General features: G+C 39.1%; 16 protein-coding genes. 6 read left to right on the top strand and 10 right to left on the bottom strand.

The features are described 5' to 3' along the window. Nucleotides 1-10 precede the first annotated feature (10 nt). The 3 genes from ABXG98_RS03385 (at nt 11) to ABXG98_RS03375 (ending at nt 3,105) form a co-directional block, all read left to right on the top strand. Complete coding sequence (locus ABXG98_RS03385) at nt 11-1,075, top strand: TRAP transporter substrate-binding protein (protein ID WP_353537271.1); 1,065 nt, start codon at nt 11-13, stop codon at nt 1,073-1,075. 90 nt (nt 1,076-1,165) lie between these two features. Then, complete coding sequence (locus tag ABXG98_RS03380; RefSeq protein ID WP_353537270.1) at nt 1,166-1,714, top strand: TRAP transporter small permease subunit; 549 nt, start codon at nt 1,166-1,168, stop codon at nt 1,712-1,714. A 2-nt stretch (nt 1,715-1,716) separates the two neighbouring features. After that, nucleotides 1,717-3,105, top strand: a complete 1,389-nt coding sequence (locus ABXG98_RS03375; protein ID WP_353537269.1) for a TRAP transporter large permease — start codon at nt 1,717-1,719, stop codon at nt 3,103-3,105. A gap of 137 nt (nt 3,106-3,242) precedes the next feature. Here ABXG98_RS03375 and ABXG98_RS03370 read toward each other — a convergent pair whose 3' ends face one another. Further along, on the bottom strand, nt 3,243-5,150 hold the full coding sequence (locus ABXG98_RS03370) for a methyl-accepting chemotaxis protein (RefSeq protein WP_353537268.1): 1,908 nt from the start codon (nt 5,148-5,150) through the stop codon (nt 3,243-3,245). Nucleotides 5,151-5,608: 458 nt separating this feature from the next. Between ABXG98_RS03370 and ABXG98_RS03365 the strand changes: the two genes are divergently transcribed. Continuing rightward, complete coding sequence (locus ABXG98_RS03365; RefSeq protein ID WP_353537267.1) at nt 5,609-7,282, top strand: methyl-accepting chemotaxis protein; 1,674 nt, start codon at nt 5,609-5,611, stop codon at nt 7,280-7,282. Nucleotides 7,283-7,399: 117 nt separating this feature from the next. On the opposite strand, the gene ABXG98_RS03360 is transcribed toward ABXG98_RS03365, so the two are convergent. Genes ABXG98_RS03360 through ABXG98_RS03335 form a run of 6 tightly spaced genes read right to left on the bottom strand, consistent with a single transcriptional unit; the run spans nt 7,400 to nt 15,320 of the window. Beyond that, nucleotides 7,400-8,020, bottom strand: a complete 621-nt coding sequence (locus ABXG98_RS03360; RefSeq protein WP_353537266.1) for a response regulator — start codon at nt 8,018-8,020, stop codon at nt 7,400-7,402. Nucleotides 8,021-8,040: 20 nt separating this feature from the next. After that, nucleotides 8,041-9,444, bottom strand: coding sequence for a cache domain-containing protein (locus ABXG98_RS03355; protein ID WP_353537265.1), 1,404 nt, complete (start codon nt 9,442-9,444; stop codon nt 8,041-8,043). Between the two features lie 39 nt (nt 9,445-9,483). Then, nucleotides 9,484-12,336, bottom strand: a complete 2,853-nt coding sequence (locus tag ABXG98_RS03350) for an FAD-binding and (Fe-S)-binding domain-containing protein (protein WP_353537264.1) — start codon at nt 12,334-12,336, stop codon at nt 9,484-9,486. A gap of 23 nt (nt 12,337-12,359) precedes the next feature. Further along, a complete protein-coding gene (locus ABXG98_RS03345) occupies nt 12,360-13,049 on the bottom strand; it encodes a LutC/YkgG family protein (RefSeq protein ID WP_353537263.1) in 690 nt (229 codons plus the stop codon). Nucleotides 13,050-13,053: 4 nt separating this feature from the next. Beyond that, nucleotides 13,054-14,541: a LutB/LldF family L-lactate oxidation iron-sulfur protein gene (locus tag ABXG98_RS03340; protein WP_353537262.1), complete on the bottom strand. Its 1,488-nt coding sequence runs from the start codon at nt 14,539-14,541 to the stop codon at nt 13,054-13,056. Beyond that, nucleotides 14,541-15,320, bottom strand: a complete 780-nt coding sequence (locus tag ABXG98_RS03335) for a (Fe-S)-binding protein (protein ID WP_353537261.1) — start codon at nt 15,318-15,320, stop codon at nt 14,541-14,543. The genes ABXG98_RS03340 and ABXG98_RS03335 overlap by 1 nt, the downstream gene beginning before the upstream one ends. A gap of 157 nt (nt 15,321-15,477) precedes the next feature. On the opposite strand from ABXG98_RS03335, the gene ABXG98_RS03330 reads away from it, so the two are divergent. After that, a complete protein-coding gene (locus ABXG98_RS03330; protein WP_353537260.1) occupies nt 15,478-16,380 on the top strand; it encodes a LysR family transcriptional regulator in 903 nt (300 codons plus the stop codon). A gap of 114 nt (nt 16,381-16,494) precedes the next feature. Next, nucleotides 16,495-18,804: a peptidase U32 family protein gene (locus ABXG98_RS03325; protein ID WP_353537259.1), complete on the top strand. Its 2,310-nt coding sequence runs from the start codon at nt 16,495-16,497 to the stop codon at nt 18,802-18,804. A gap of 40 nt (nt 18,805-18,844) precedes the next feature. Here the strand turns inward: ABXG98_RS03325 and ABXG98_RS03320 are convergent, their stop codons facing one another. The 3 genes from ABXG98_RS03320 to ABXG98_RS03310 are packed head-to-tail and all read right to left on the bottom strand — an operon-like array spanning nt 18,845 to nt 23,522. Then, nucleotides 18,845-20,458 carry an HD domain-containing phosphohydrolase gene (locus ABXG98_RS03320; RefSeq protein ID WP_353537258.1) on the bottom strand — a complete coding sequence of 538 codons (1,614 nt, stop codon included), beginning with the start codon at nt 20,456-20,458 and terminating at the stop codon, nt 18,845-18,847. 6 nt (nt 20,459-20,464) lie between these two features. Continuing rightward, on the bottom strand, nt 20,465-22,678 hold the full coding sequence (locus ABXG98_RS03315) for a CHASE2 domain-containing protein (RefSeq protein WP_353537257.1): 2,214 nt from the start codon (nt 22,676-22,678) through the stop codon (nt 20,465-20,467). Next, nucleotides 22,668-23,522 (bottom strand): MBL fold metallo-hydrolase, encoded by an 855-nt coding sequence (locus ABXG98_RS03310; RefSeq protein WP_353537256.1) that lies wholly within the window; start codon nt 23,520-23,522, stop codon nt 22,668-22,670. Before ABXG98_RS03310 ends, ABXG98_RS03315 begins: the two co-directional genes overlap by 11 nt. Nucleotides 23,523-23,537: the final 15 nt, after the last annotated feature.

Genomic DNA, 23,537 nt, shown 5'->3' with positions numbered 1-23,537 from the left:
GGAGAATACTATGAAAAAATTACCTTTATTACTATTAAGTACACTAATTGCTAGTAGTTTTTCTTGCTCAGCGATGGGTGAAAAGAAAATGCTGCTTAAAACCCCTATTTATTATAACTCCGTACTTCCGAGTTTAGGTTCAACCATTAAATATGTGTCTGACAATATGCAGACATTAAGTGGCAACAGCTTAAAAATGAAAATTTATGAGCCAAACAAGCTAGTCAATCCAAAAGAAATTCTTGATGCCGTTTCAACCGGTAAAGTTCAAGCAGGCTATGCTACGGCAGGTAACTGGGGCGGAAAAATTCCAGCAGCACGCTTATTTTCAGCCGTACCCTTTGGCCCTGAAGCACCAGAATATTTAGCTTGGTTCTACCATGGCAATGGCAATAAATTACACCAAGAACTTTATGACAACAACAACCTCAATGTCAAAGTACAAGTTTGTGGTGTGTTAGCCCCAGAAACCTCAGGTTGGTTCAAAGATGAAATCAACAAACCTGAAGATTTAAAAGGCTTAAAAATGCGCTTCTTTGGTTTAGGCGCACTGGTTATGGAAAAATTAGGGGTAAGCACTGTTGGTTTACCTGGCGGGGAAATTTTCCCAGCCATTGAAAAAGGGGTTATTGATGCCACTGAATTTTCAATGCCTGTTGTTGACAAGCGCATTGGTTTGAAGAAGTTACTAAAATATAACTACTTCCCAGGTTGGCATCAACAAGCCACGATAATGGAATTAATTATCAATAAAGATACTTGGAAGAAAATGAGTGAACGCCAACAATCAGTTATTGAACACTTATGTAAATCTGCAACCTTAGAAGCCATTGCATTAGGTGAAGCAATTCAAGCACCTGTGATGAAAGATAATGTGAAAGATGGCGTAATCAATAAGTATTGGTCTCCTGAAATGCTAACAACGTTTAAAGCAAAATGGGATGAAGTTGTCACTGAGCAATCAGCGGCCGACCCGGCGTTTAAGAAAATTCATGACGACCTAGCCGAGTTCCGTAAAAACTACGACTTATGGGAATCAAACGCATTCTTACCTCGTCCAAAACCTAGCCTTTAAGTTAACGACTTACTTACGTGCAATAATCCCCATTCTTGCACAGCCTAGAACCTTCGGGTTCTAGGTTTTTTATTGAATTAGGAGAATCGTATGACTGATTCATCTTCCAATCCTACGAGCGCTTTTGCTCAACTAATGCTTAAAATAGCAGACGTTTTCGAGTCAATTATTCTTAAAGTCTCTGCTGTTTGTTGCTGGTCATCAGCGTTATTAATCGTTGTAATTATTGCTAACGTGACTATGCGTTACGGTTTTGAAAATGGCCTTATTATATTTGAAGAAATTCAATGGCACTTATATGCCATTGGTATCATGTTCGGTTTATCGTATGCCGAAATTACAAACTCTCAAGTGAGAGTTGACGTTGTAGCCTCAATGTTAAAACCAAAAACGGTGCTGAAATGGGAGATATTTGGCACGATCGTTTTTGTTTTCCCCACCATTTTTGTCATTTTATTTAATAGTTTTGATTATGTCGCTAATTCATACGCCTTAGGTGAAAGTTCGTCATCACCATTAGGTGTGCCATTTAGATGGCTAATTAAATCGGCGATACCAGCAAGTTTCATTTTATTAGCTATGGCGGTACTCGCGCGAATGTTCCGAAATATTATTACCCTAACTAAGAAGGAGTCATAATCATGGATGTTAATGAAATTCTCGTTATAAGCATGTTTTTAACCTTCATTGTCTTTTTGTTTACCGGCATACCCATTGCTTATGTTCTAGCAGGTGTTGGTGTACTCTATGGTGGTATTGGTTATCTCTCAGATATGCACCTAGATACCTTTACCGGCCTTGATTTAAATGTATTAGGTTTAGTGGTTTCTCGGATTTTTTCCTTAATGGAAAACTGGGTGCTGGTTGCCCTGCCCATGTTTATATTTATGGGCTTAATGCTTGATAAATCGGGTGTTGCTGAGCGCATGATGATGGCGATGCAAGAGCTATTTGGTCGAGTGCGTGGTGGCTTAGGTATTACGGTTACACTAATCGGTATTATTTTAGCCGCGTCTACCGGCATTATCGGCGCTTCTGTTGTGTTACTTGGTTTGCTTTCAATTCCTGCGATGATGAAGCAAAATTATTCAAAAACATTTGCTACTGGCATTGTTTGTAGTGCTGGCTGTTTAGGTATTCTAATTCCACCGAGTATTATGTTAGTGATCATGGCCGATCAACTAGCACTTTCTGTGGGTGATTTATTTACTGCTGCGGTTTTCCCCGGCTTAATGTTAGGTGTTGTTTATCTAGCTTATATTTTAGGTTTATCTTACTTTAAACCGGAAGTAGCTCCTGCACCTGAAGATCGTCGACCATTAACCTGGACGGTAATCAAAGAAGTTATTCGCGCAATACTCCCCCCAATTACCCTTATTATTGCAGTATTAGGCTCGATTTTTGCTGGTATTGCCACCCCAACTGAAGCCAGTGGCGTTGGTGCTTTAGGTGCTACAATATTAGCGGCTGTAAATAAAAAGTTAAATTTTAAGGTGCTACATGAAGTACTAATGGCGTCATATAAAACCACTGCCTACATCTTTGCTATTTTTATTGGTGCAACGGTTTTTTCATTGGTTTTACGTGAACTAGGTGGCGATGAGTTTATATCAAGCATGCTAACTGGCTTGCCCTTTGGCCCCTTTGGTATCTTGTTAGTGATACTAGGTATCGTATTTTTATTAGGCTTTTTATTAGACTGGATAGAGATCACTTTAATTGTATTACCCTTATTAGCGCCGGTTATTAGTACCTTAGACTTTGGCATTGGTGCTGTAGGCGGTTTAGATCAACCCGTACTAGTGTGGTTTGTGATGCTGATAGCCCTTACCTTGCAAACATCGTTTTTGACACCGCCAGTAGGCTTTGCTTTGTTCTATTTAAAAGGTGTTTGCCCACCCGAAATTAAATTAACCGATATTTATAAAGGCGTTATCCCTTTCATTATTTTACAGCTACTTGGCCTAGGGGCGTTAATCGTATTCCCAGAAGTGGCATTATGGTTACCCTCAGTGGTTTACGGGGATTAACTAAAAACAATGGCTCACTAGCACATTAATAAAAATGTGCTAGTGAAACTCTACACTAACCAATTGATTAACACGTTTGATATAGTTTCATTCAGAGTTCAAGTCTAATAGTCTTATAAGGTGTAAGTGCATTACAATTACCCTTTAAATAACTTAAACCGGCCAGTTAATTTTCCTAACATTTCAGCTTGGGCTGATAATTGATGAATATGCTCAGCCATCACCAAACGTGTTTCTTTTGTTCCTTCACTTTGAGTGCAAATCTCTTTAATTTGACTGGTGATGTCTTTTGTATTCTCAGAAATATCATCTACGGCAACTACCACCTGATCCATTTCAACAGTAACTTTTTGAATCGACTCTTCTATACTCTCAAATGATACTTTTGCATTATTTGCATTTTCTTGCCCTGATGACGCTAACTCAATCCCTTTTTCCATTAAACTTGTCATTCGGCTGGACTGCGCGTTAAAACCTTGAATAATGTCATCTATGCTACTTGTTGCGCTGACTGTTTTTTGCGCTAAGGCGCGAACTTCATCTGCAACCACTGAAAACCCTCTACCTGCTTCCCCTGCTCTTGCTGACTCAATAGCGGCATTTAGTGCCAATAAATTTGTTTGGTCTGCCAAGCTGTTAATTACGTCAATAATACCTAACATTTTAGTGTTAGATTGAGACAATTGTGCTACTTCTTCATGGGTTTTTTCGATTAAATCAACAATATCCTTCATAGACAAAACACAATCAATGATAGTTTCTCCCCCTTTTTTTGTTGCATGAGAAGCAATTTTAGCCGTTTCACTGACATCCACAGAGCGTTTGGCTACATCATTTACAGCATTTGATATGTGTTGCGTAGCAACCGTTGACTGTTGTGTTTTTTGCTCAACGTTTTCGCTGGTTATTCCTAATTGCTCAACCTCATTTTCTAATTGCTCTCGAATAACTAACAAAAATTTACTGCCATCAACAACTTGAGATATAACATTGGAAATATCGTGTACCATATGATTAGAGGTTATTCTCAGCTGGGTAAACTCATCTTTTGTATTCGTATTAATGGCGAGATCTTTAGCAAAATCACCTGCAGCAATGCTTTTTAAAAAAATATGCATATGTTTTAGTTGATTATTCAATTGTCTAGAAAAACGCCCTAAATTAATGAATATAATGAGCCCTACAACTATAGCAATGGCAGAAATGATACTTATTGCAGCTTTACGTGTTTCATTTGCTTCTAAAGCCACTTGTTTAATAATTGTTTCCTCTAAAAAGTCATCCTGACTTTCAACCAATGCTGTTAAATCAGCCAATATTGATGTCAATGCCGAAGCAATCTCAGCTTCTTGTTTAACAAGGCCTCTAGCAGATTCAAACGCTTGACGGTAAGCGAGAATTACTTTGCCTACGATATTTTCCTGCCAATCCATGTCAATAACCACTAACTCAAGCTCTCTTACATATTTTTCAATATCCACTTCTGAGTTTAACTCTTTTGAAACTGTATACTTCCCTTGACTAAAAACTAAGTTACTTACTGTGTCGTCTATCATTGAAAATGACACTTTTTTCAACTCAGACAGTGCTTCATTTAGCTTAGCGAGATTACCTTCTTCAGGGTTAAACCCTAAAACTCGCCCGTTTTTCAACCAGCGCTGTCTTAAATCAATGTATTTTATAGTGAGCTGTTGTAATTGACTGGCGTAATTAATCAAGTCTTGGTAGCCAAGCATATTGGCTTGTTGTTGCATTGTTTCAGCGAGTTGTTTCAGTGACGCCAGATTAGCGGTAAAGCTTGGGATCTTTTCTGCGTTGAAATTAGCATCTGAAGATTTCAGCCTCAACAAACGAATGGTGAGTGCTTGAGAGTTTTGTTTATAATCAACAGCAGCGCCTTGCTTCTCAAAACTACTAATTACACTGTTTAAGCTGATAAAAGCTGAACCTGCAACTGTTACTAAACCTAATAACGTAATGGCAATAATAATGGTTAACTTCTGTTTCCAAGAAAGGTTTACAAATACATTCGGTTTTGTTGACATATTAATCACTTATTGTCTTAGTCAACCAGTTTTTAACAAAAACCATTCAACTAACAGGGCTATTTGATAAATTTAGTATAGACTAAAAAAATATTATGCAACTCACCTGTAAGTATTTGGATATTAATCAATAGCTCATTAGGTTCAGTCACTTTACCCTTTAGTGTAATAATTGTCGGATTCGGGTTGCAAAAAATCAAATTAAAATACCAATAACCATTCATTAATATTAACTCTATCATCTAAAATTTCATGCCACTATGATGACCCTCGGTAGTTTGTAGGGACTACCACATTAGATAAAAGTTATAATTATTAATGCATGCAACTTAAAACAAGCTACACTATAAATTAGAAGACACCTAAACGCTCAAATAACAAACAATCATATAATTTGCTTTTAGGTCACTTTTATTATAATAAAACAATAAGTTAATTCATTTTACTGAGGTAGTTGTATGTTTAAATCGCTTCGAGTCCAAATTTACTCACTAGTATTCGCGCCATTATTAATTGTGGCATTACTGGGTATTTTCCTTCAGTTTAGCGCGTTAAAAGGATTTGGCAGCGATGTTACTAAGTTGACAGAAGACACTATATTAGCCACCGAGAAGTCCCGACTAAAAACCATCATGGATTCGGTAGAATCTATGATACAGCCTCTAGTTGATAAGCCCGGTACTGAAGGCTATGAAGAAGCTTTAGCCTTGCTTTCAAACATTAGCTTTGACAATGGCTCTGGTTATATTTTTGGCTATAAAGCAGATGGTGAACGGGTGCTTCTTGGGAAGAGCCAGTCTGGTTTAGGCAAAAATTATTGGGATCTTCAAGATAAAAAAGGGCAATACATTGTTAGAGATTTAGTGCAAAAAGGTAAGCAAGGCGGTGAGTTTTATACTTATTGGTTTCCAAAGCCTAACCAAAGTGAAGCATCTCCTAAATATAGCTATGCCATCTATGTGGATAAATGGAATTTAATGCTGGGTACAGGCTTTTACATTGACTCTATTGATAAAGTGATTGCAACCATTGATAAGGATATTAGCAGCGCACAAACCAGCAACACAACCAATAGCATACTCACCACTTTGGTGGTTGCCATAGTAGTTGCTTTTATTGTTACATTTGCAATTAATGTTATTTACAATGCACTGAAAAACCTTTCGTCTTCGGTGGAAGCATTAGCTAATGGTGAAGGTGATTTGACCCAAACCATAGTAGATAGCCCTATTGATGTGCTCAATGAAATTGCCAGCAACTTTAATCGCTTTTTAACTACCTTGGCAGGTGATGTTTGTAATATTAAGCAAACCAGTGAAAACTTGTCTGACATGGCAGAGCAATCAACCCTACGACAACGCAAACTGGAAGAGTCTTCTGAACAGCAAAAACATGAAACTACCCAAGTGGCTACTGCGGTTGAAGAAATGGCCTCGACCTCAGCAGAAATTGCCAATAGTGCTGAAGTGACTCGTACTTCAGCAGAAAGCGCTGAAACCGAAATGCAAAATGTACTGACCCAAGTACAATCATCTAACCAACGTATGGATGAGCTTAATTCGCTATTAGAAAATGTTGAGAACTCAGTTCAAGAATTAGGTGGTAATGTTGAATCAATCAACTCAGTATTAGGTGTGATACAAAGCATTTCTGAGCAAACCAATTTATTAGCACTAAATGCCGCTATTGAAGCTGCCCGTGCGGGTGAACAAGGACGCGGTTTTGCCGTAGTAGCTGATGAAGTGCGTACGTTAGCGCAACGTTCTCAACAAAGTACCATTGAAATTTCAGATATTTTAGATAGCTTGAAAAACAGCTCGCAACGTACTATCCAAGATATGGGTGAATCAGCTGACAAAAGAGCTGCGGTGTCAGATGCCATGTCAACTATCCGCGCATTGATTGATTCAACGTCAGATTCTATTAAACAATTGACTGAAATGAATATTCAAGTGTCAACAGCGGCGTCTGAGCAATCAATGGTTGCAAGCCAAGTAGCAGAAAGTATCAGTGGCATTGCGACCTTAGCTGAAGAAATTGGTGAAGGCTCTTCTGTGTCTCGTGAAAAATTTGAAGAGCTTGAGAGTTTATCGCATGAATTAAACCAAGTGTCTGATAAGTTTAAGGTTTAATAAGCTACATCTTACTATAGCGAAAGCTGTAATAGTAAATGTATTAGTTGGAAAAGGTTTTAGTTGAAAAAGGCATTAGTTAAGGCGGTTATATTGCCTTAACTAATACATCTTGACCTAGCGATCTAAACCATAATCTATGGCATAACGCATTAACCCTAAAGTTGAATCGATACCCAGTTTTTGTTTGATATTACGTTTATGGGTTTCAACTGTTCGTACGCTAACATTAATTTCTTGGGCAATGCGTTTATTGTTAAGCCCTTGAGCAATAAGCCTTAATACTAATTGTTCACGCCGAGTAACTATGCCCCGCTGCTCTCCAGCCAGCTCTTTTGATAGAATTTCAGTGACTTCTGAGCTGAAATAATGCTTACCTGCAATGATTTTTTTAATAGCGTCAATGAGTTCCTTTCCTGGAACATCTTTTAGAATATAACCATCAGCGCCATGACGCATCGCCCCTAAAATATATTCTTTATCATCGTGCATACTTAACATTAGCACTTTGCAATCAATATCTTGCTCTTTAATTAACTCTAGTACATACATGCCATCCATCTCAGGCATATTAATATCCATTAAGACAATATCAAGTTCGAGACTGTTAATAAGCTCTAACGCGTGTTTACCATTTTCAGCTTCGGCGATCACATCTAAATCAGGATCTAGGCTTAAACGATATCTTAAGCCTTCGCGAAATAGTGGATGATCGTCGACTAACAAAACTCTAATCATGTTCTTTCCCCTTTCTTCAGTTACGATTCTCCAGCAGTGCTAGCATTGTAACGAAGTTGCGCTTGTGGAATGCGTGCACATATAGTTGTGCCAGTTTTTTCAGATTGTACTTGTAGTTCTCCTTGATAAAAATTTAATCGTTCCTTCATATTTCTTAAGCCTATGCCATGATAAACCGCTGTTTTATTATTTTCAGCACAGTCGTATTGCTGGTAATCAAAGCCATGACCATTATCGCGAATTTTTAGTACCAACCAACCCGGCTTTAATTTTAATGTTAAAAGTATTTCAGATGCATCAGCATGTCGTTCAATATTGGTTAGTGATTCTTGCGCAATACGGTATAAAGCGGTTTTAACTTCGGTTGATAATACATTACGAATGGAAAGCCGCTCTACCTTAACACTAATGCCCGTTCTTTGGGTAAAGTCTCTACCCAGCTCTTCTAACGCAGCACCTAGACCAAAATCTTCTAATATACCCGGATGTAGCTGGTGTGAAATACTGCGAATATCGCCCATAATTTGACAAATCAACTGCATTGAGCGATCAAGCTCTTTCGATGAATCATCATTGTTTTGTTGCTTTAATTGGGCAGTTTCGAGAGAAAATCTTGCAGCGGCAATGGTTTGACTAATGCCATCGTGCAATTCGCGAGACACACGTTTACATTCTTCTTCTTGGGTTTGAAAAATGCGTTCATTAAGCTCGCGTAATTTTCGATTGGCTAATTTTTTTTCACTAAAACGAATAAACTGACCAGAAAAAAAGATGGCTATAACAGCAACAACACCAATGATTAAAGTCATAATGAAGGTACTACGGATATGCTTGCTGATCGAGGCATTTAAGTGTGCAATTTCTTGGTCGATATCATCAATATAAACACCTGTACCTATCATCCATTGCCAATCATCTAACGCGCGAGCATAACCAATTTTTTTGGCGACTTCACCGCCTTTCGAGGGTTGATTAAAGACATAATTTAAATAGCCGCCGCCCGCTTTAGCCCCTTCAATAAGCCCTTGAATCAGCTTTACCCCATTTCTGTCTTCAAGCTCTAACCAGTTTTTACCCAAGCGCCATTCTTGGCCAGGTAATACCAGCGCAGTACCTTCAAAGTCATATGCATAAAAATAGCCATCTTTGCCAAAACGCATATTTGAAAGTGTTTCTTTAACTAAGGTTTGCGCCGCTTGTTTATCTAAGTTTTCATCTCGATAAATATGCTCAGTTGCCCCTTCTGCAAGCTTGACATAATTGTGTAGCTCTTTTTTTCTATGCTTAATAACACTTTGTCTATATTCATCCACTGTTTGCTTTGAAAGTGACTGGTATTGTATTTGAGTAACAAACAACACGGCTGAAAGTGCAAGTAATAAAGGAACTATAGTAACCAATTGCAGTTTTGTATTTATGTTCACTTAACCCCCTATTATTAATTCATGCTCTTTTAAGTCGGCTTAAACTCTTGCTGTTGTTGCTTTATCAACTAAATACAGTATGGATTGATAATCAATGCCTGCATGATGCGATAAACCAATTTCACAGGTTCTGCTATTACTATAGCCGTTAACACACCCCTTAGGCACCTGCTTCTTTAATGGTGCTAATGCATTTTCATTTAATTCAGGCGTAGTAAAGCCCTTATCGCCAGCAAAACCACAACACTGAATATGCTCAGGTATTATCACCTGGCTGCTACAGCGCTGTGCCAGTTGTTGCATTTTATCCGCTAAGCCCATTTTTTGGCTGGTACAAGTTACATGTAGCATCACAGGTTCATCAATGGGGGAAAAATCTAAGTGATTCACCAAAATATCTTCTACAAAACCCACTGGCTCGTAAATGGATAAAAGGCTGGTTTGTTCTTTATTTTCAATCAGCATAGATTTGCATGGGCTAGTATCCATAAGAATAGGATATTTTCCTTGCTCACTTAATTGCGCTAATTTATCAAGCATAGCATTTCTTTTCTGGTTAGCTTGTTCAAACATACCTTTGCTGTTAAATGGCATGCCACAACATTCACCGGTAAGATCAGGACTTATCACATCAAAGCCAGCTTTTTCTATTAACGCAAAAGTGACCTCTGTCAGCGAACGTTGATCGCTTGCCGATATCGATTGCCCCATACTTCGACTAGCACAGCTTGGGATATAAACCACTTTCGTTCGAGCCTGATGTGCTTGGCCTTCGTCAGCGACTAAATGTTTTTGCACTTTAGGTTGATAGTTGGCTTTTTGTGGTAAATATTTACTCCACAATGGAATTTTATTTGCCGAAAGTTTTCTTATGGTACCTGTAATTCCCCCCATGGCTCTACTGCCAATTAAGCGATGACTGCCACCCATGACCGCAAGCGAAACACGGGTAGCTTTTTCAACCTTGCTAAAGTGGTTAGCAATAACCTTTGATACGCCTTGGTAACCTTTATTTTGAGTATGGCGTAGCTCACGAATAAGGTCACCGGTATTAATGCCTACGGGGCATCGCTGCGCGCATAATCCAGTTGCAGCACAGGTATCAATACCTGAATAGCCAAACTCTTTTTCCAGTTCAGCTAACAATTTAGGATCTTCATTGGTTTTTCTTAGGCGACTAATTTCTCGATAAGTGGTAATGCGCTGACGCGGGGTAAAGCTTAAACCATTAGACGGACATACAGGTTCACAAAAACCACATTCTATGCATTTGTCGACAATGGGATCAGCTGCGGGTAATGCTTTTAAATTTTTAATATGTGCTTGAGCATCATCATTAATAATAACCCCTGGATTGAGTAAGCTTTGCGGATCAAATAATTGCTTTATTTGCTGCATTAACGCTAGGCCTTGTTTGCCCCATTCAAGTTCAACAAAGGGCGCCATATTTCGTCCTGTGCCATGTTCTGCCTTGAGTGAGCCCTGGTAATCGACAGCAACCAGTTGGCAAACATCGTCCATAAACGCCTGATAACGATCAACCTCAGCTTGAGTTGAAAAGTCTTGAGTAAAGACAAAATGTAAATTCCCCTCCAAAGCATGACCAAATATAATCGCTTCATCATACTGGTATTTATCAAATAAACGCTTTAAGTCAGCTACTCCGTTAGCAAGTTGCGCTACCGGAAAAGCAACATCTTCGATAATAACCGTGGTGCCATTTTCACGAACCGCGCCAACTGCTGGAAAGGTCCCTTTTCTGATCGCCCAAAGTTGTGAATATTCATTAGCAACATCAGTGAATTTAATGCAATCACTTTGTTCAAAAGCATCCAACATAGCTTCAAGTTCAATGACTTGTTGCTCTAGCAATTCAGCGTTTGACGCACGTGTTTCAATCAGTAAAGCACCAACATTTTCATCAAGATCTTTAATAAAGGGAGGGAGTCCTTTCATATCACTCACTGATGCTAAAGCCCGCCTGTCCATTAACTCTACCGCTGAAACATTTGCCGTTGCTAATGCAGTAACAGCACGGCACGTGGTTTCCATATCTGGAAAAAACACTAACGATGAGGCTCGGTACTTATGCTCTACTACAGTGTTATAGGTGATAGATGAAATAAAACCTAATGTACCCTCAGAGCCAATCATTAAGTGGGCAAGAATATCAATAGGATCATTAAAATCAACGAGCGAGTTAATGGCATAACCCGTGGTGTTTTTTAGTCGGTATTTATGAGAAATTAATTGACTGAGTTCTTTATCAAAGGCGGTATTTATCGCCAAGGTTTTTAAGTTATCAAGTAAGCTCTGGTGTGATTGTTTAAAAGCGGCAACACTGTTTTCATCGCCAGTATCTAACACAGTACCGTCATGCAAAACCACTCTAATACTATCTAAAGTATGATAACTATTTTGCGCAACACCACAACACATGCCACTGGCATTATTAGCGGCAATACCTGCCACTTTACAAGTATTAATTGAAGCCGGATCTGGCCCTATTTTTCGTCCATAAGGTAATAAGTATTTATTAGCATCAGCACCAATAACCCCCGGACCAAGTTTAATTTTAAGGCCAAGCGCCAGGATTTCATGATCACGCCAACTAGTGGTTAACAAAATTAAAATAGAATCCGACTGTGCTTGCCCTGAAAGGCTAGTACCTGCGGCTCTAAAGGTTACCGGCAACTTAGCAGTGGCGGCTAATTTTAATACCTTTACTACTTCATGTTCAGAGTCTAGCATCAGCACTATTTTGGGTACTAACCGATAAAAGCTGGCATCTACACCAAAGGCTAGGCGTTTAGCATAACTAGAAACAATGCGCTCTTTTGGCAAAAATAACGCTAATTTTTTAGCAAAATCTTGGTAATGTGGTTCTAACATATCAATTCTCGTAACAACGTTTATTAACTATTTAACAGCAAAACAATCAGCTCTTTTGGGCCATGAGCACCATAGGCTAAGGTTTGTTGAATATCAGCCGTTTTTGAAGGCCCAGAGATAAAAACGACATTAGTGGGTAAGTTTTTTTGCCACTGCTGTTGCTCAATTAAGCTTTGAAAGTCTGGGTACAGGGTATTGGCATCGACAATAACAAAATGCACTGGCGGTACTAAAGATAAAGTACGCGGCTCATTTTCATCAGGCCATAAAACTATACTACCGGTTGCTGAAATAGCACAACGTGAACTAGAAACAGCCGCGGGATAGTCATTAAAAAGCGATGCTTTGTGATCATCAATCGAAAAATCGTACGCCTGCAATTGCAGCTGCGGTGCGAGTGACGCCATCGACGTAGCATAATCGGTGTTTTTTCCATAAAGTAAAGATGTAATGGCTCTTTTATTCAGCTCGGCTGAAATCACTGACGCTAAATCTGCTTCAGCTAGTTTAATGACTTGCGCATGATTTGCTTCTAAGTGCAGGTAAAATTGTGCCAATTGCTCTGTTTTATTTAAGGTAGGATAAACAAACGCATTTTCTTGAGGCAGTTTGTCATAATCCGCACCAACAACTTGCGCTTTTATTTTAGCTAAAATACTCGCTCTAGCTGAGGTGCTGATATCCTCAATATTAGGTTTTTCACTATGCTTCATATGCTTATCCTCGCCCAGTGCTTGCTTGGCTTTTTCGATTTTTTAGCTGTTCATGTAGGGTCTTTGCCGCAGGTTTAGGAGCCGTTCTGACACGCGTCCATGGACCGAGGTTTTTCGGCATTAAAAATCTAAACCGAGTCAGCGACCACATTGACAACTGATAAAGTAATGATGATTTATGCACTAACGCCCAAGCCTTCCAAATAAAAGCTTCGGTGGCAGAGCGACCAGCTCCTTGGCCTTTCATCACCTCACCAGCAGCATCTTTAGGCTTAACACTTTCTTTGCGTAATCGTAATAACAGTTTTGGGATAGGAATTTTAACCGGGCACACTTCGCCACAAGCGCCACACAAACTTGAGGCCGTTGGTAAATCACTGGTGGCTTCTAACCCTAACATATGAGGTGAAATCATTTTACCAATGGGACCCGGATATACTGTGCCATAAGCATGGCCGCCAATACGTGTATAAACAGGGCAATGATTCATACAGGCACCACAGCGAATACATTGCAAAGTTTGCCTTAGCTCTTCATCAGCAAAGGCTTGACTGCGGCCATTATCAAGTAATACTAAATGTACTTCTTTAGGACCATCCTTTTCTCCTACTTTTCGGGGTGAAGTGATCATATTGAAATAGGTCGAAATTGCTTGTCCAGTCGCACTGCGCGTTAATAAGCTTAACAAGGGCGGCACATCAGCTAAATGTTCAACCACTTTTTCAATCCCTGTAATGGCAATATGCAAATCAGGTACTGTGGTGCACATACGGCCATTGCCTTCATTTTCGACTAAACATAATGTACCGGTTTCTGCGACAGCAAAATTAACGCCCGATAGCCCAACATCAGCAGAGCAAAACTTGTCTCTAAGTATCGATCGACCTTGTTGAATTAAGGTGTCAACATCCGTGTTATAGTTAAAACCCTCAATATTTTCAGCAAAAAGTTTAGCAACTTGTTGCTTGTTTTGATGAATGGCAGGCATGATAATATGTGAGGGATGCTCTTTGGCTAACTGAACAATATATTCCCCCATGTCTGACTCTAAACATTCTACTTGACGCTGCGCCAGGTAATCATTAAGTGCCGTTTCTTCAGACACCATAGATTTACCTTTAACCACTGACTTACCTTTTTTGGCTTCGATCAGTTGCGCGATGATTTCATTGGCTTGGGTCGTCGTTTCAGCCCAATGCACCTTAATGCCATTTTGCGTTAACTTGTCTTCTAATTGTTCAAGTAAAATTGGCAGCTTGGCTAAACAGCGTTGTTTGATTTGTTGGCACTGAATGCGCAGTGTTTCTAATTCAGTCTCCTCACAAAACGCGGCTTTGCGCTTGTCCATTAAATAATCCATGGCACCACGAAAGTTTGAGCGCAATTCGCTATTAGCCAGATCACGGGTAACATTGTCTCGAAACGCTCGTGCAGATTTAGCGTATTTACTTTCTTGTTCTTCAAGTTGAGGCGAAGCCTGTTGATCAGTCATTATTTAGCCGCCTTATCCGCTTGGGTTCTACGCAACAAATAACTCGCAATATGCTCGCCGCGTAAGGATTGCTTTTGATACGCTAATGCGCCGTTGATATTCATCATACAGCCATGATCGGCACTGACATACTGCACTACATCAGCATTAAGTAAATGTTTGGTTTTATCTGCGACCATTGCTGCTGAAATATCACCGTGCTTCACTGAAAAAGTGCCACCAAAACCACAGCACTCACTTTCATAATCATGGGTGATAAGTTCGACATTATCGAGTTGAGCAAGTAACTGGTTGCCTGTGATATGCACCCCCATTTCACGTCTTGCGGCGCAAGATGTGTGTAACGCCACACGCTCAGGTTGTCCTTGATCGGTAAGTTTTAGATGCAATGCATGAATAAGAAATTCGGTAAACTCAAATATGCGCTCGCAAAATGCGCTTATTTCTGGTACATCATCAAGTAGTTCAAGATAATGATGACGCATCATGCCGCCGCAGGAGCCAGATATCACCACAATTGGAATATCTAAGGGAAATTGCCGCACTTGCGCTAAGGCAACGGCTTTAGCTTCATCTTGATAACCAGAATTATAGGCCGGTTGACCACAGCAGCTTTGCCCTTGTGGAAATAACACCTCAATACCTTGCTGTTCAAGTAAGGTGATTGCATCCATGCCTGAATCAGGAAAAAAACTATCAACCAAACAGGTACCAAACAAATAGACTTGCTTGGGCTTGTTAGGATACTGTCGAAGATGTTGGCTGTTTAGTTGTGTCATTTGGGTACACCATAGAGTCAATTACGCTGCTTTAGTTAAGTATAGATACAAGCGCCAATTAATTTATTATTTCAAGGTAACATTCAATTTATACGCAAAGACATTATTAATAAATAGCGCTATAATTAATTTATTATTTCCCAAAAGAGCATAATAGATGCCAAATGCGAGTGAACTTGCCCTGTTTGCCTTAATTGTAGACGCACAATCGTTTAACAAAGCGGCACAGCTTGCCAATATTTCTCCTGCTGCCTTAAGTAAGAAGATTTCAAAACTTGAACAAAGTTTAGAAACACAGTTGTTATATAGAACCACTCGGCGCTTAAGTTTAACAGAAGCCGGTGAGATTCTTTATCAGCATGCCAAAGGCATTAATAACCAAGTGAATGATGCCATAAGTGCCATTAGTAACTTTAGTGATGGGCTGACCGGCACCATCAAAATGACAGTGCCAACCATTTCAGGTGAATTACTGTTAGCAGAAGCAATCGCGGAGTTTTGCCAATTACATCCAAATTTAGCAATAGATGTTCGCCTAGAAAATGAATTTGTTGATTTAGTCAAAGAAGGACAAGACCTAGCGATTAGAACCGGCGTGTTAAGTGATTCAAGCTTAATTGCCAAACCCTTAATTCAATCAAGTTGGATTATTTGTTGTGCGCCTAAGTATCTTGAAAACAAAGAAGCCCCTAACAACCCACAAGAACTAAGTACGCACAATTGCTTAGCCTACACCTATCAAGCTGAAGGCGCTTATGATTGGCGTTTCACCCAAAACCAGCAAGAGTTTTGTATCAAAATATCGGGTAATTTTGCCACTAACAATTCCCAAGCACTTCGCAAAGCAGCACTTGCTGGATACGGTATTGTTTATGTGCCACGCTGCAGTGTTTATGAAGATCTGCAAAAAGGTGATTTAATTCCATTGTTAACCCAATATAAAGCCCGCTCGCTCGGTATTTATGCAGTTTACCCTTATACACGACATCAACCACAAAAAATAAAGCTACTCATTGAACACTTAAAAAAAGCCTACTTGGCTAAAGCACAATACTTTTAGGCTGATAACAAAGACTCGCTTTAAAACAGTTATCGCTATTCATTCACTTAAGATACGGGTAAAATCCCCACCTTTTAAAGTTTTCCCTCTGAGAGCTGAGTAATAGGTTATAAAATGCGTTCTGAAATTGAATTATTAGCCCCTGGTGGTGATGTTGATGCGATCAAAGCGGCGATTATTGCCGGTGCTGATGCAGTATATTGCGGCCTAGATACCTTTAATGCCCGTAACCGTGCGGCTAACGTTTCTTTTGATGAATTAGTTGGTGTCATTCGATTAGCCCATCAATACCAATGCAAAATCTTCTTAACCTTAAATATTGTTATCTTAGAGCGCGAGTTTAAATCGCTGGCAGTTTTATTAAGCAAATTAGTCAACACCTCTTTAGATGGGGTGATAGTGCAAGATATTGGGATGTTTAACCTGATCACAAAGCACTTTCCCCGTTTAGATATTCACGCATCAACACAGCTGACTACCCATAATAAAGGGCAACTATTGTTCTTAAAAAAATTAGGGGCTTCACGGGTAAATTTATCAAGAGAATTAAATCTTCGAGAGATCACCGCACTCACTGAGGTGGCTCAAGCACATAACATCTTAGTAGAAGTGTTTGTGCATGGTTCACTGTGTATTGCTTTTTCTGGCTTATGTTATTCAACCTCTGCAAGTGTCGGTAACTCTGGCAACCGAGGCCGCTGCAGCCAAGCCTGCCGAGAAGAATACCAAACAACACCTTCTGGTAATAATTTCCCTTTAAATATTAAAGATAATTCTGCCTTTTTCGATTTACCTGCTTTAATTGACGCAGGTGTTCATTCATTCAAGGTTGAAGGGCGAATTAAAGGCGCCAACTATGTGCATACTGTGATTGATAGTTTTCGTAAACAAATTGATGGTTATCTTAATACCGGTGAGCTAACCCAAGATGGTGAGCGTCTTTACCAAGTATTTAATCGCGATTTTTCCAATGCATTTTTGAGAGGCGATTTAAATCAGTCAATGTTTATTGATAATCCTCGTGATAATTCTACCCAACACGCTGTTGATAAGAGCCAAGCAATTTCTGTGGTACAAATACATCAAGTAGAACAAAAGCTTCATCAGCAAAATAAAGACATTAAAGCAACAGTCTTTGATAAAATAAAACACTTAAGTATTGAAAAGCCCAGCTTATCGCTACACTTTTCTGGAACAGCTAATGAGCCGTTAACACTTGTTGCAACATTATTAACCCCTAGCACGCTAAATACCAACCATGACAGCCAAGTACTGACTTTACAATCAAATAGCGTATTGGTTGAGAGCGAACAAGCGAGTATTGATGCAGACGTTATAAATAAACGCTTTAAAAGCTTTAATAATAGTCATTTTCGTTTAATTGAGATCAACAGCCAAACACTCGGTCATGGCTTAGCGCTGCCTTTTAGTGAGTTAACAGCGTTAAAAAAACAACTCGCAACATTATTACACAACAATAAAGCCGTATTACCTGAAGTTAAACTACCTGTACTTGTTCACCAATCAAAGCCGCAAGTACGTGATTTGGACAAAAACCGTCCACAGTTGTCATTACTCATTTGCGAGCAATCGGATAGCTATTTGAGCAAACATACTGACGCTAACGTTTACTTTAAATTGCCTGATGCTTTTAAACGAGGCTGTACAAAATATGTCGACTTTTTTAAAGCAAACCCTCAATTAATTCCGTGGTTCCCTTCAGTATTAATTGGCAAGGATTATGATGTTGCGGTAAATATTTTACAGCAAGTTAAACCTAATTTAATTGTCACTAATAATACCGGCATTGCTTATGAAGCCTATCAACTGGGAATAAAGTGGATTGCAGGCCCTTTTTTAAATACCACTAACTCATATGCATTAATGGCATTAAAAGAATCCTTTGATTGTAGTGGTGCTTTTATTTCAAATGAAATTAACAAACAACAAATGCGTAACATTGTCAGACCAAGCGTCACAGGATCGGCAGAGCACTTTAAGTTGTTTTATAGCATTTACCACCCAATTTTGTTAATGACCAGCAGGCAATGCTTTTTCCAACAAAGTGTTGGCTGTGAAAAGCCACGCATTGATAATGGTTGTATGTTGTCATGTGATAAATCTACCAGCATAACCAACCTCAAAGGCGATAGTTTTGCCATTGACAAACAAAAAGCTGGCTACCCAAGTATCTATAATCAAGATCAATTTTTAAATACTGATATCATTAACGATTTAGGTGATTTATTTGATGGGTTTATGGTTGATTTAACCAATATTGGCGCAGGTGATAAAGCATCGCCAGATAAGCTAGACCTGATAAAGCGTTTTGAGCAATTGATCAGGGGAGAAAATAACGCTCAGCAATCGCTTGATGACTTAGTGCCACAATCAACCAACAGCCAATATTACACAGGTTTGTAGTTTATTTATCCTTAGACCTTATAGATCTTAGCTACAAAACCTATGTCGTTGGTAATATCGCTTCGATATTGAAATCATCAATTTGTTTAGGGTCTGCAAATTTATGTATATATTTTTCATAAACCTTTGAGCGGACAAAAATGGTGAATAAGTCAGGGTCTAGGTGATTATTTTTAACCATATTAGACATAATGGTTAAACACTCACTGACTGGTTTTGCACTTTTATAGGGTCTATCAGATGCAGAGAGTGCTTCAAAAACATCTGCAATTGCCATTAACCTTGCTGGTACAGACATTTGCGCTTTCACTAAACCTCTGGGATACCCTTTGCCATCCATGGTTTCATGGTGTCCTAAGGCATATTCGGCCACATTCGCTAAATGCTTAGGGAAAGGTAATGCCTCAAGAATGTTTAACGTTACATCCATGTGCTTTTGAATAATACTTCGTTCTTCGTTATTTAAGGTGCCTCGTTTGACACTTAAGTTATCAATTTCGTTGGTTGTTAATACGTTTTGCCGCTCACTATCTAAGGTTATCTGATATCGTGTAGCAATAGTATGAATCATCTGTGCTTGTTCATCAGTTAAAAACTCCCCTCCGATATTCACTCTGAGCAAAAAAGCTTTGTCGAGCTGTAATTGCTTTTGAGCCACCTCTCTTTTTCTCTCAAGCTGTTGCACCTGAACTGTTTTGCCTAGTTTTAACGCGGCAATTATTTCATCCTGTACAGCAAGGTCGATGTCCCTACTTGCAATTTCTAATTTTGCGCTGACATAATGAATACGATCAAATATGGTTTGTAGTTTTCTTGACTTTTCAATGACATGATCTGGCGTCGCAATTTTACCACAATCATGTAACCAACCTGCAATATTGAGTTGATGTCTTTCTTCATCGGAGAGTTTGAACGTTGCTAGAGGCCCTTCATCATAATCATGCACCGCATCTGCAATCATCAGTGTAAGTTCAGGTACACGTTTACAATGCCCTCCTGTGTGTGGCGATTTTGCATCAATTGCCGCCGCTATCGTTTTAGCAAAAGACTCAAACAGCTGTTCCATATTAAAAATCAAGGCTTTGTTGGTTAATGCAATAGCCCCTAACGAAGCAAATGATAATATTTGATTTTCTACTTGTTTAGAAAAGCTTATAATTTCATTGCCTTCCATTGCGTTAATCAGTTGAATAACACCAACAATGTCATCAGTATGATCTTTTAGTGGAAAGGTCAACATGGATTTAGTGCGGTAGCCTGTTTTAGTATCCATGGTTCTTGCTGCGCTAAAATCATAAGGCAATGCGTCGTACACATCCTCTATATTAATCACTTCACCTGAATTGGCAGCATGAGCAACTATCGCGGTACGATTTGGTTTATCATCAACAAATAAAGGAACACTCGGGAAGGTGATTTTTTCAGCGGAGCTGCCACCAAGATGTAAGCCCATACTGTCGTTGTAGACCGTACGAAACTCTAATTCTTTACTTTGATTAACTAAATAAATAGAACCAGCGTCGGCATTAGATATTTCTACCGAAGCCATCAATATTTTCTCCATCAAAATATCGATATTACTTTCTTTACTGATTTGAACACTAATATCGAGCAAGTGCTCAAATGCTGCTTGTTGTGATGCTTTAATTTTCATAGTTATTTACTTGCTATCATGATTGAAAATTCCATCCCAATTGCCGATATCCTGCATGCCTTTTAAGTTAGCTATTCGCTCATTATATATAGTATAAATTTTAGTAGAAAAATGCTGACTTTGTTGTAATTGCTTAAATAATTGCTGCGCTTGTTGCCAATCACCAGCCAAATATGCCTCAAATGCTTGATGATGCAGAATTAAGTCGTTATCCATGGTTTGATTAATGTCTGCTTTAAAAGCCAATGGCTGATAGATGTCTACCGCAGTATGCTTACCTTTAACACGGATCCTGTCAATTTTCCTACAAGTAATTTTATGTTTAATTTGCTGATAAGTAGGACTTGAAACCAAAATATCAACGCCATAGTATTTAGTTAATGACTCAATTCTAGCCCCTAAATTGACAGCATCACCCAAAACTGTATATGCTTTTCGGTAAGTTGAGCCCATATCTCCAACCACCATATTACCACTACTAATACCAATACCTACTCGAATTGCCGGCCAATTTCTTTCCTTAAAAACCTCAGTCAACTCATCGGTTAATGCAATTAATTTCAATGCGCTGACCACAGCGTTTTGTGCATGGTCAGGATCGTCTAATGGTGCATTCCATAGCGCCATAATCATATCACCCACATATTTATCAATAGTGCCTTTATTGTCAAAAATCACCTGAGTTGCACCCGTTAAATACTCATTAAGAAACTCACTTAACTCTTCAGGAGTGAATTGCTCAGAAAGAGTGGTAAAACTTCTGATATCAGCAAACAGTACTGACATGTCTTTGCGCTCAGGCAACACTGCTACGCCGTTAGTCGATTGAATTAATTTATCGATATAAGCAGGAGGTACATATTGATCAAACATACTTTTAATGCTTCTTCGCTTTAGCTTTTCAGCAACAAAACCAACGCCTCCATAATAGATAGTTAGCACAATAATCAACAAGATAATTTGAAATAAAGGTAAGCTAACTTTTAATATACTCCAGCAATACCAGTTAATACCTAAGTGTAAAATAAAAGCGGTGACACAATACACCAGTATGGCACCAGGGCCCTGCTTCACCATCAATAAAGAAAGGATAATGCCCGTAAACAGTAGCAAAGCAAACATAATTGCCAAGGTAGTATCTAACTCAACCGGAATGATCTCTGGATGAATTAAGCCTTCAAAAACATTGGCATGTACTTCTACTCCGGGATATTGCACACCAACAGAAGTGGTTCGTAGATCGGCAAGGCCGACTGCTGAGGTGCCAACAAAAGCTACTGCGCCGTCTAATAAATGTTTCGCAACGCGGTTATTTAACACATCGGTGGCAGAGATGTAATCAAAGCTATGTTTTTTCCCCCTATACGGGATGTATATTTGGCCTTTTTCATTGGTGGGAATAAATTTTTCACCAATACGCAAACCTTGTAACCAGCTGATATTTTTACTTACTTTGCTTGAAGTGGTAATTGTATCAGCCAAGGTGTACACCCTTGCAGCTTCTAACGCTAACGAGGGGTAAAGCTTGCCCTGATAGTTAAGCACTAATGATGCTTTTCGAATAAAGCCATCACTTTCTGGAACTGAGTTAATAAACCCTGCTCCCGTGGCTGAAGATTGCAATACAGGTATGTTAGCCAGTACATTATCAAATACAGCAATTTGTGACGATACGGGTGTATCGCTTGACCACTGCACTTTATTTTTAGGCAGCTGGCCTGAAGTTTGTGCACTATTGTCAAACAAAAAACCTAGAACTACTTCAGCATTGCTCAGAGTTTTTGCAAACTCTTCATCAAAATTGACTGAATCTGCATAGCTTTGTAGTTCAGTACGTGCGTCACTGTTGAGCTGTTTATTTTTTTGTAGAATGACATCAACCGGATTATGTTCTGCTTCAGCAAAAAAAATATCAAAGGCAACAACGACAACACCTGCGTCCATTAACTTTGCCACCAAATCACTAATTTTACTTCTACTCCAAGGATAACGCCCTTGCTCACGCATACTTTTTTCGTCAATATCAATAATAATAACGTGTTCGTCAAATTGACGTTGTTGCTCTGGTAGCGTCAATAACAAGCGAGCGTCGTATAAAATACCTTCGATGCGTTGAAATACTTTTTGTACATTATCGACCTTGATATAATTGATACCGATCACTAAAAAGGTGAAGAGTAAACCAACCAAAAAATTTTTCGAGCGCAGTTTATTGACCATTAATATCCATACTTTCTAAATCAACAATCACGCCCTCTCTTGCACAGTTTACTCGTAAGCTTTCACCAAATTTTTCCTGCAATATTTTCTCAACACTAATAAGCTCCTCATCAGTTCTAGCAGGATCGTGACTAATGATAAATAAGGATTTCACCTTAGCTTCCACAGCTAATTGAGCAACTTGCGTGAAAATACTATGCCCCCAGCCATGCTTTAATGGCAAATCTGCTTCAGTATATTGCGCATCATGAATAAGCATGTCTGCTCCATCAATAAAATCAAGCCATTGCTGCCAAGATGTCCTTGGCTCGTCTGGTGGTGCTAATTCATTATCGGTAACATAGGCTAGTTTTTTATCATCACCATAGAGACAATAAGCCGTTCCGCCATCAGGATGGTTCAAGGCTTGCGTTTTAACATTAAAACCGCCAATATCAAACGCCTTTTTCAATGCTAAACTTTCATTAACGCATATATTAGCGGGTAATTGGTCATACTTAACAGGGTGGTTTGAACCTGACATTTGTCTGAGCACCATATCTTTATCATCACAGTCTACAGCACCAGGGATTAGCAGAATATTTCGCTCTGGTTGAAATATTGGCCTAAAATATGGAAAGCCTTGAATATGATCCCAGTGGTTATGAGTTAATACTATGGTAATTGGCCGAGCATCATTAATTAACCTGTCACCTAAAGCAATAATACCTGTGCCGGCATCAAGAATAATATCATCACCATTTTGCAACCACACATAGACACAAGAGGTATTACCACCAAATACCAAGGTATGTTTACCCGGTGTCGGCACCGAGCCTCTTACGCCATAAAATTGTACTTTCATATCATCACTTATTGC

This window comes from Colwellia sp. KU-HH00111, assembly GCF_040362745.1.
GTDB lineage: Bacteria > Pseudomonadota > Gammaproteobacteria > Enterobacterales > Alteromonadaceae > Colwellia.
Note: the sequence above shows the minus strand (reverse complement) of the source record. Positions and strands in the feature narration are given on the sequence as shown.

Bases quoted from the DNA above. Each gene is read 5' to 3' on its own strand.
- ABXG98_RS03385 (WP_353537271.1), top strand. From the start codon at position 11: ATGAAAAAATTACCTTTATTACTATTAAGTACACTAATTGCTAGTAGT.
- ABXG98_RS03375 (WP_353537269.1), top strand. From the start codon at position 1,717: ATGGATGTTAATGAAATTCTCGTTATAAGCATGTTTTTAACCTTCATT.
- ABXG98_RS03360 (WP_353537266.1), bottom strand. From the start codon at position 8,020: ATGATTAGAGTTTTGTTAGTCGACGATCATCCACTATTTCGCGAAGGC.
- ABXG98_RS03330 (WP_353537260.1), top strand. From the start codon at position 15,478: ATGCCAAATGCGAGTGAACTTGCCCTGTTTGCCTTAATTGTAGACGCA.
- ABXG98_RS03335 (WP_353537261.1), bottom strand. From the start codon at position 15,320: ATGACACAACTAAACAGCCAACATCTTCGACAGTATCCTAACAAGCCC.
- ABXG98_RS03370 (WP_353537268.1), bottom strand. From the start codon at position 5,150: ATGTCAACAAAACCGAATGTATTTGTAAACCTTTCTTGGAAACAGAAG.
- ABXG98_RS03315 (WP_353537257.1), bottom strand. From the start codon at position 22,678: ATGGTCAATAAACTGCGCTCGAAAAATTTTTTGGTTGGTTTACTCTTC.
- ABXG98_RS03310 (WP_353537256.1), bottom strand. From the start codon at position 23,522: ATGAAAGTACAATTTTATGGCGTAAGAGGCTCGGTGCCGACACCGGGT.
- ABXG98_RS03340 (WP_353537262.1), bottom strand. From the start codon at position 14,541: ATGACTGATCAACAGGCTTCGCCTCAACTTGAAGAACAAGAAAGTAAA.
- ABXG98_RS03365 (WP_353537267.1), top strand. From the start codon at position 5,609: ATGTTTAAATCGCTTCGAGTCCAAATTTACTCACTAGTATTCGCGCCA.
- ABXG98_RS03345 (WP_353537263.1), bottom strand. From the start codon at position 13,049: ATGAAGCATAGTGAAAAACCTAATATTGAGGATATCAGCACCTCAGCT.
- ABXG98_RS03380 (WP_353537270.1), top strand. From the start codon at position 1,166: ATGACTGATTCATCTTCCAATCCTACGAGCGCTTTTGCTCAACTAATG.
- ABXG98_RS03325 (WP_353537259.1), top strand. From the start codon at position 16,495: ATGCGTTCTGAAATTGAATTATTAGCCCCTGGTGGTGATGTTGATGCG.
- ABXG98_RS03350 (WP_353537264.1), bottom strand. From the start codon at position 12,336: ATGTTAGAACCACATTACCAAGATTTTGCTAAAAAATTAGCGTTATTT.
- ABXG98_RS03320 (WP_353537258.1), bottom strand. From the start codon at position 20,458: ATGAAAATTAAAGCATCACAACAAGCAGCATTTGAGCACTTGCTCGAT.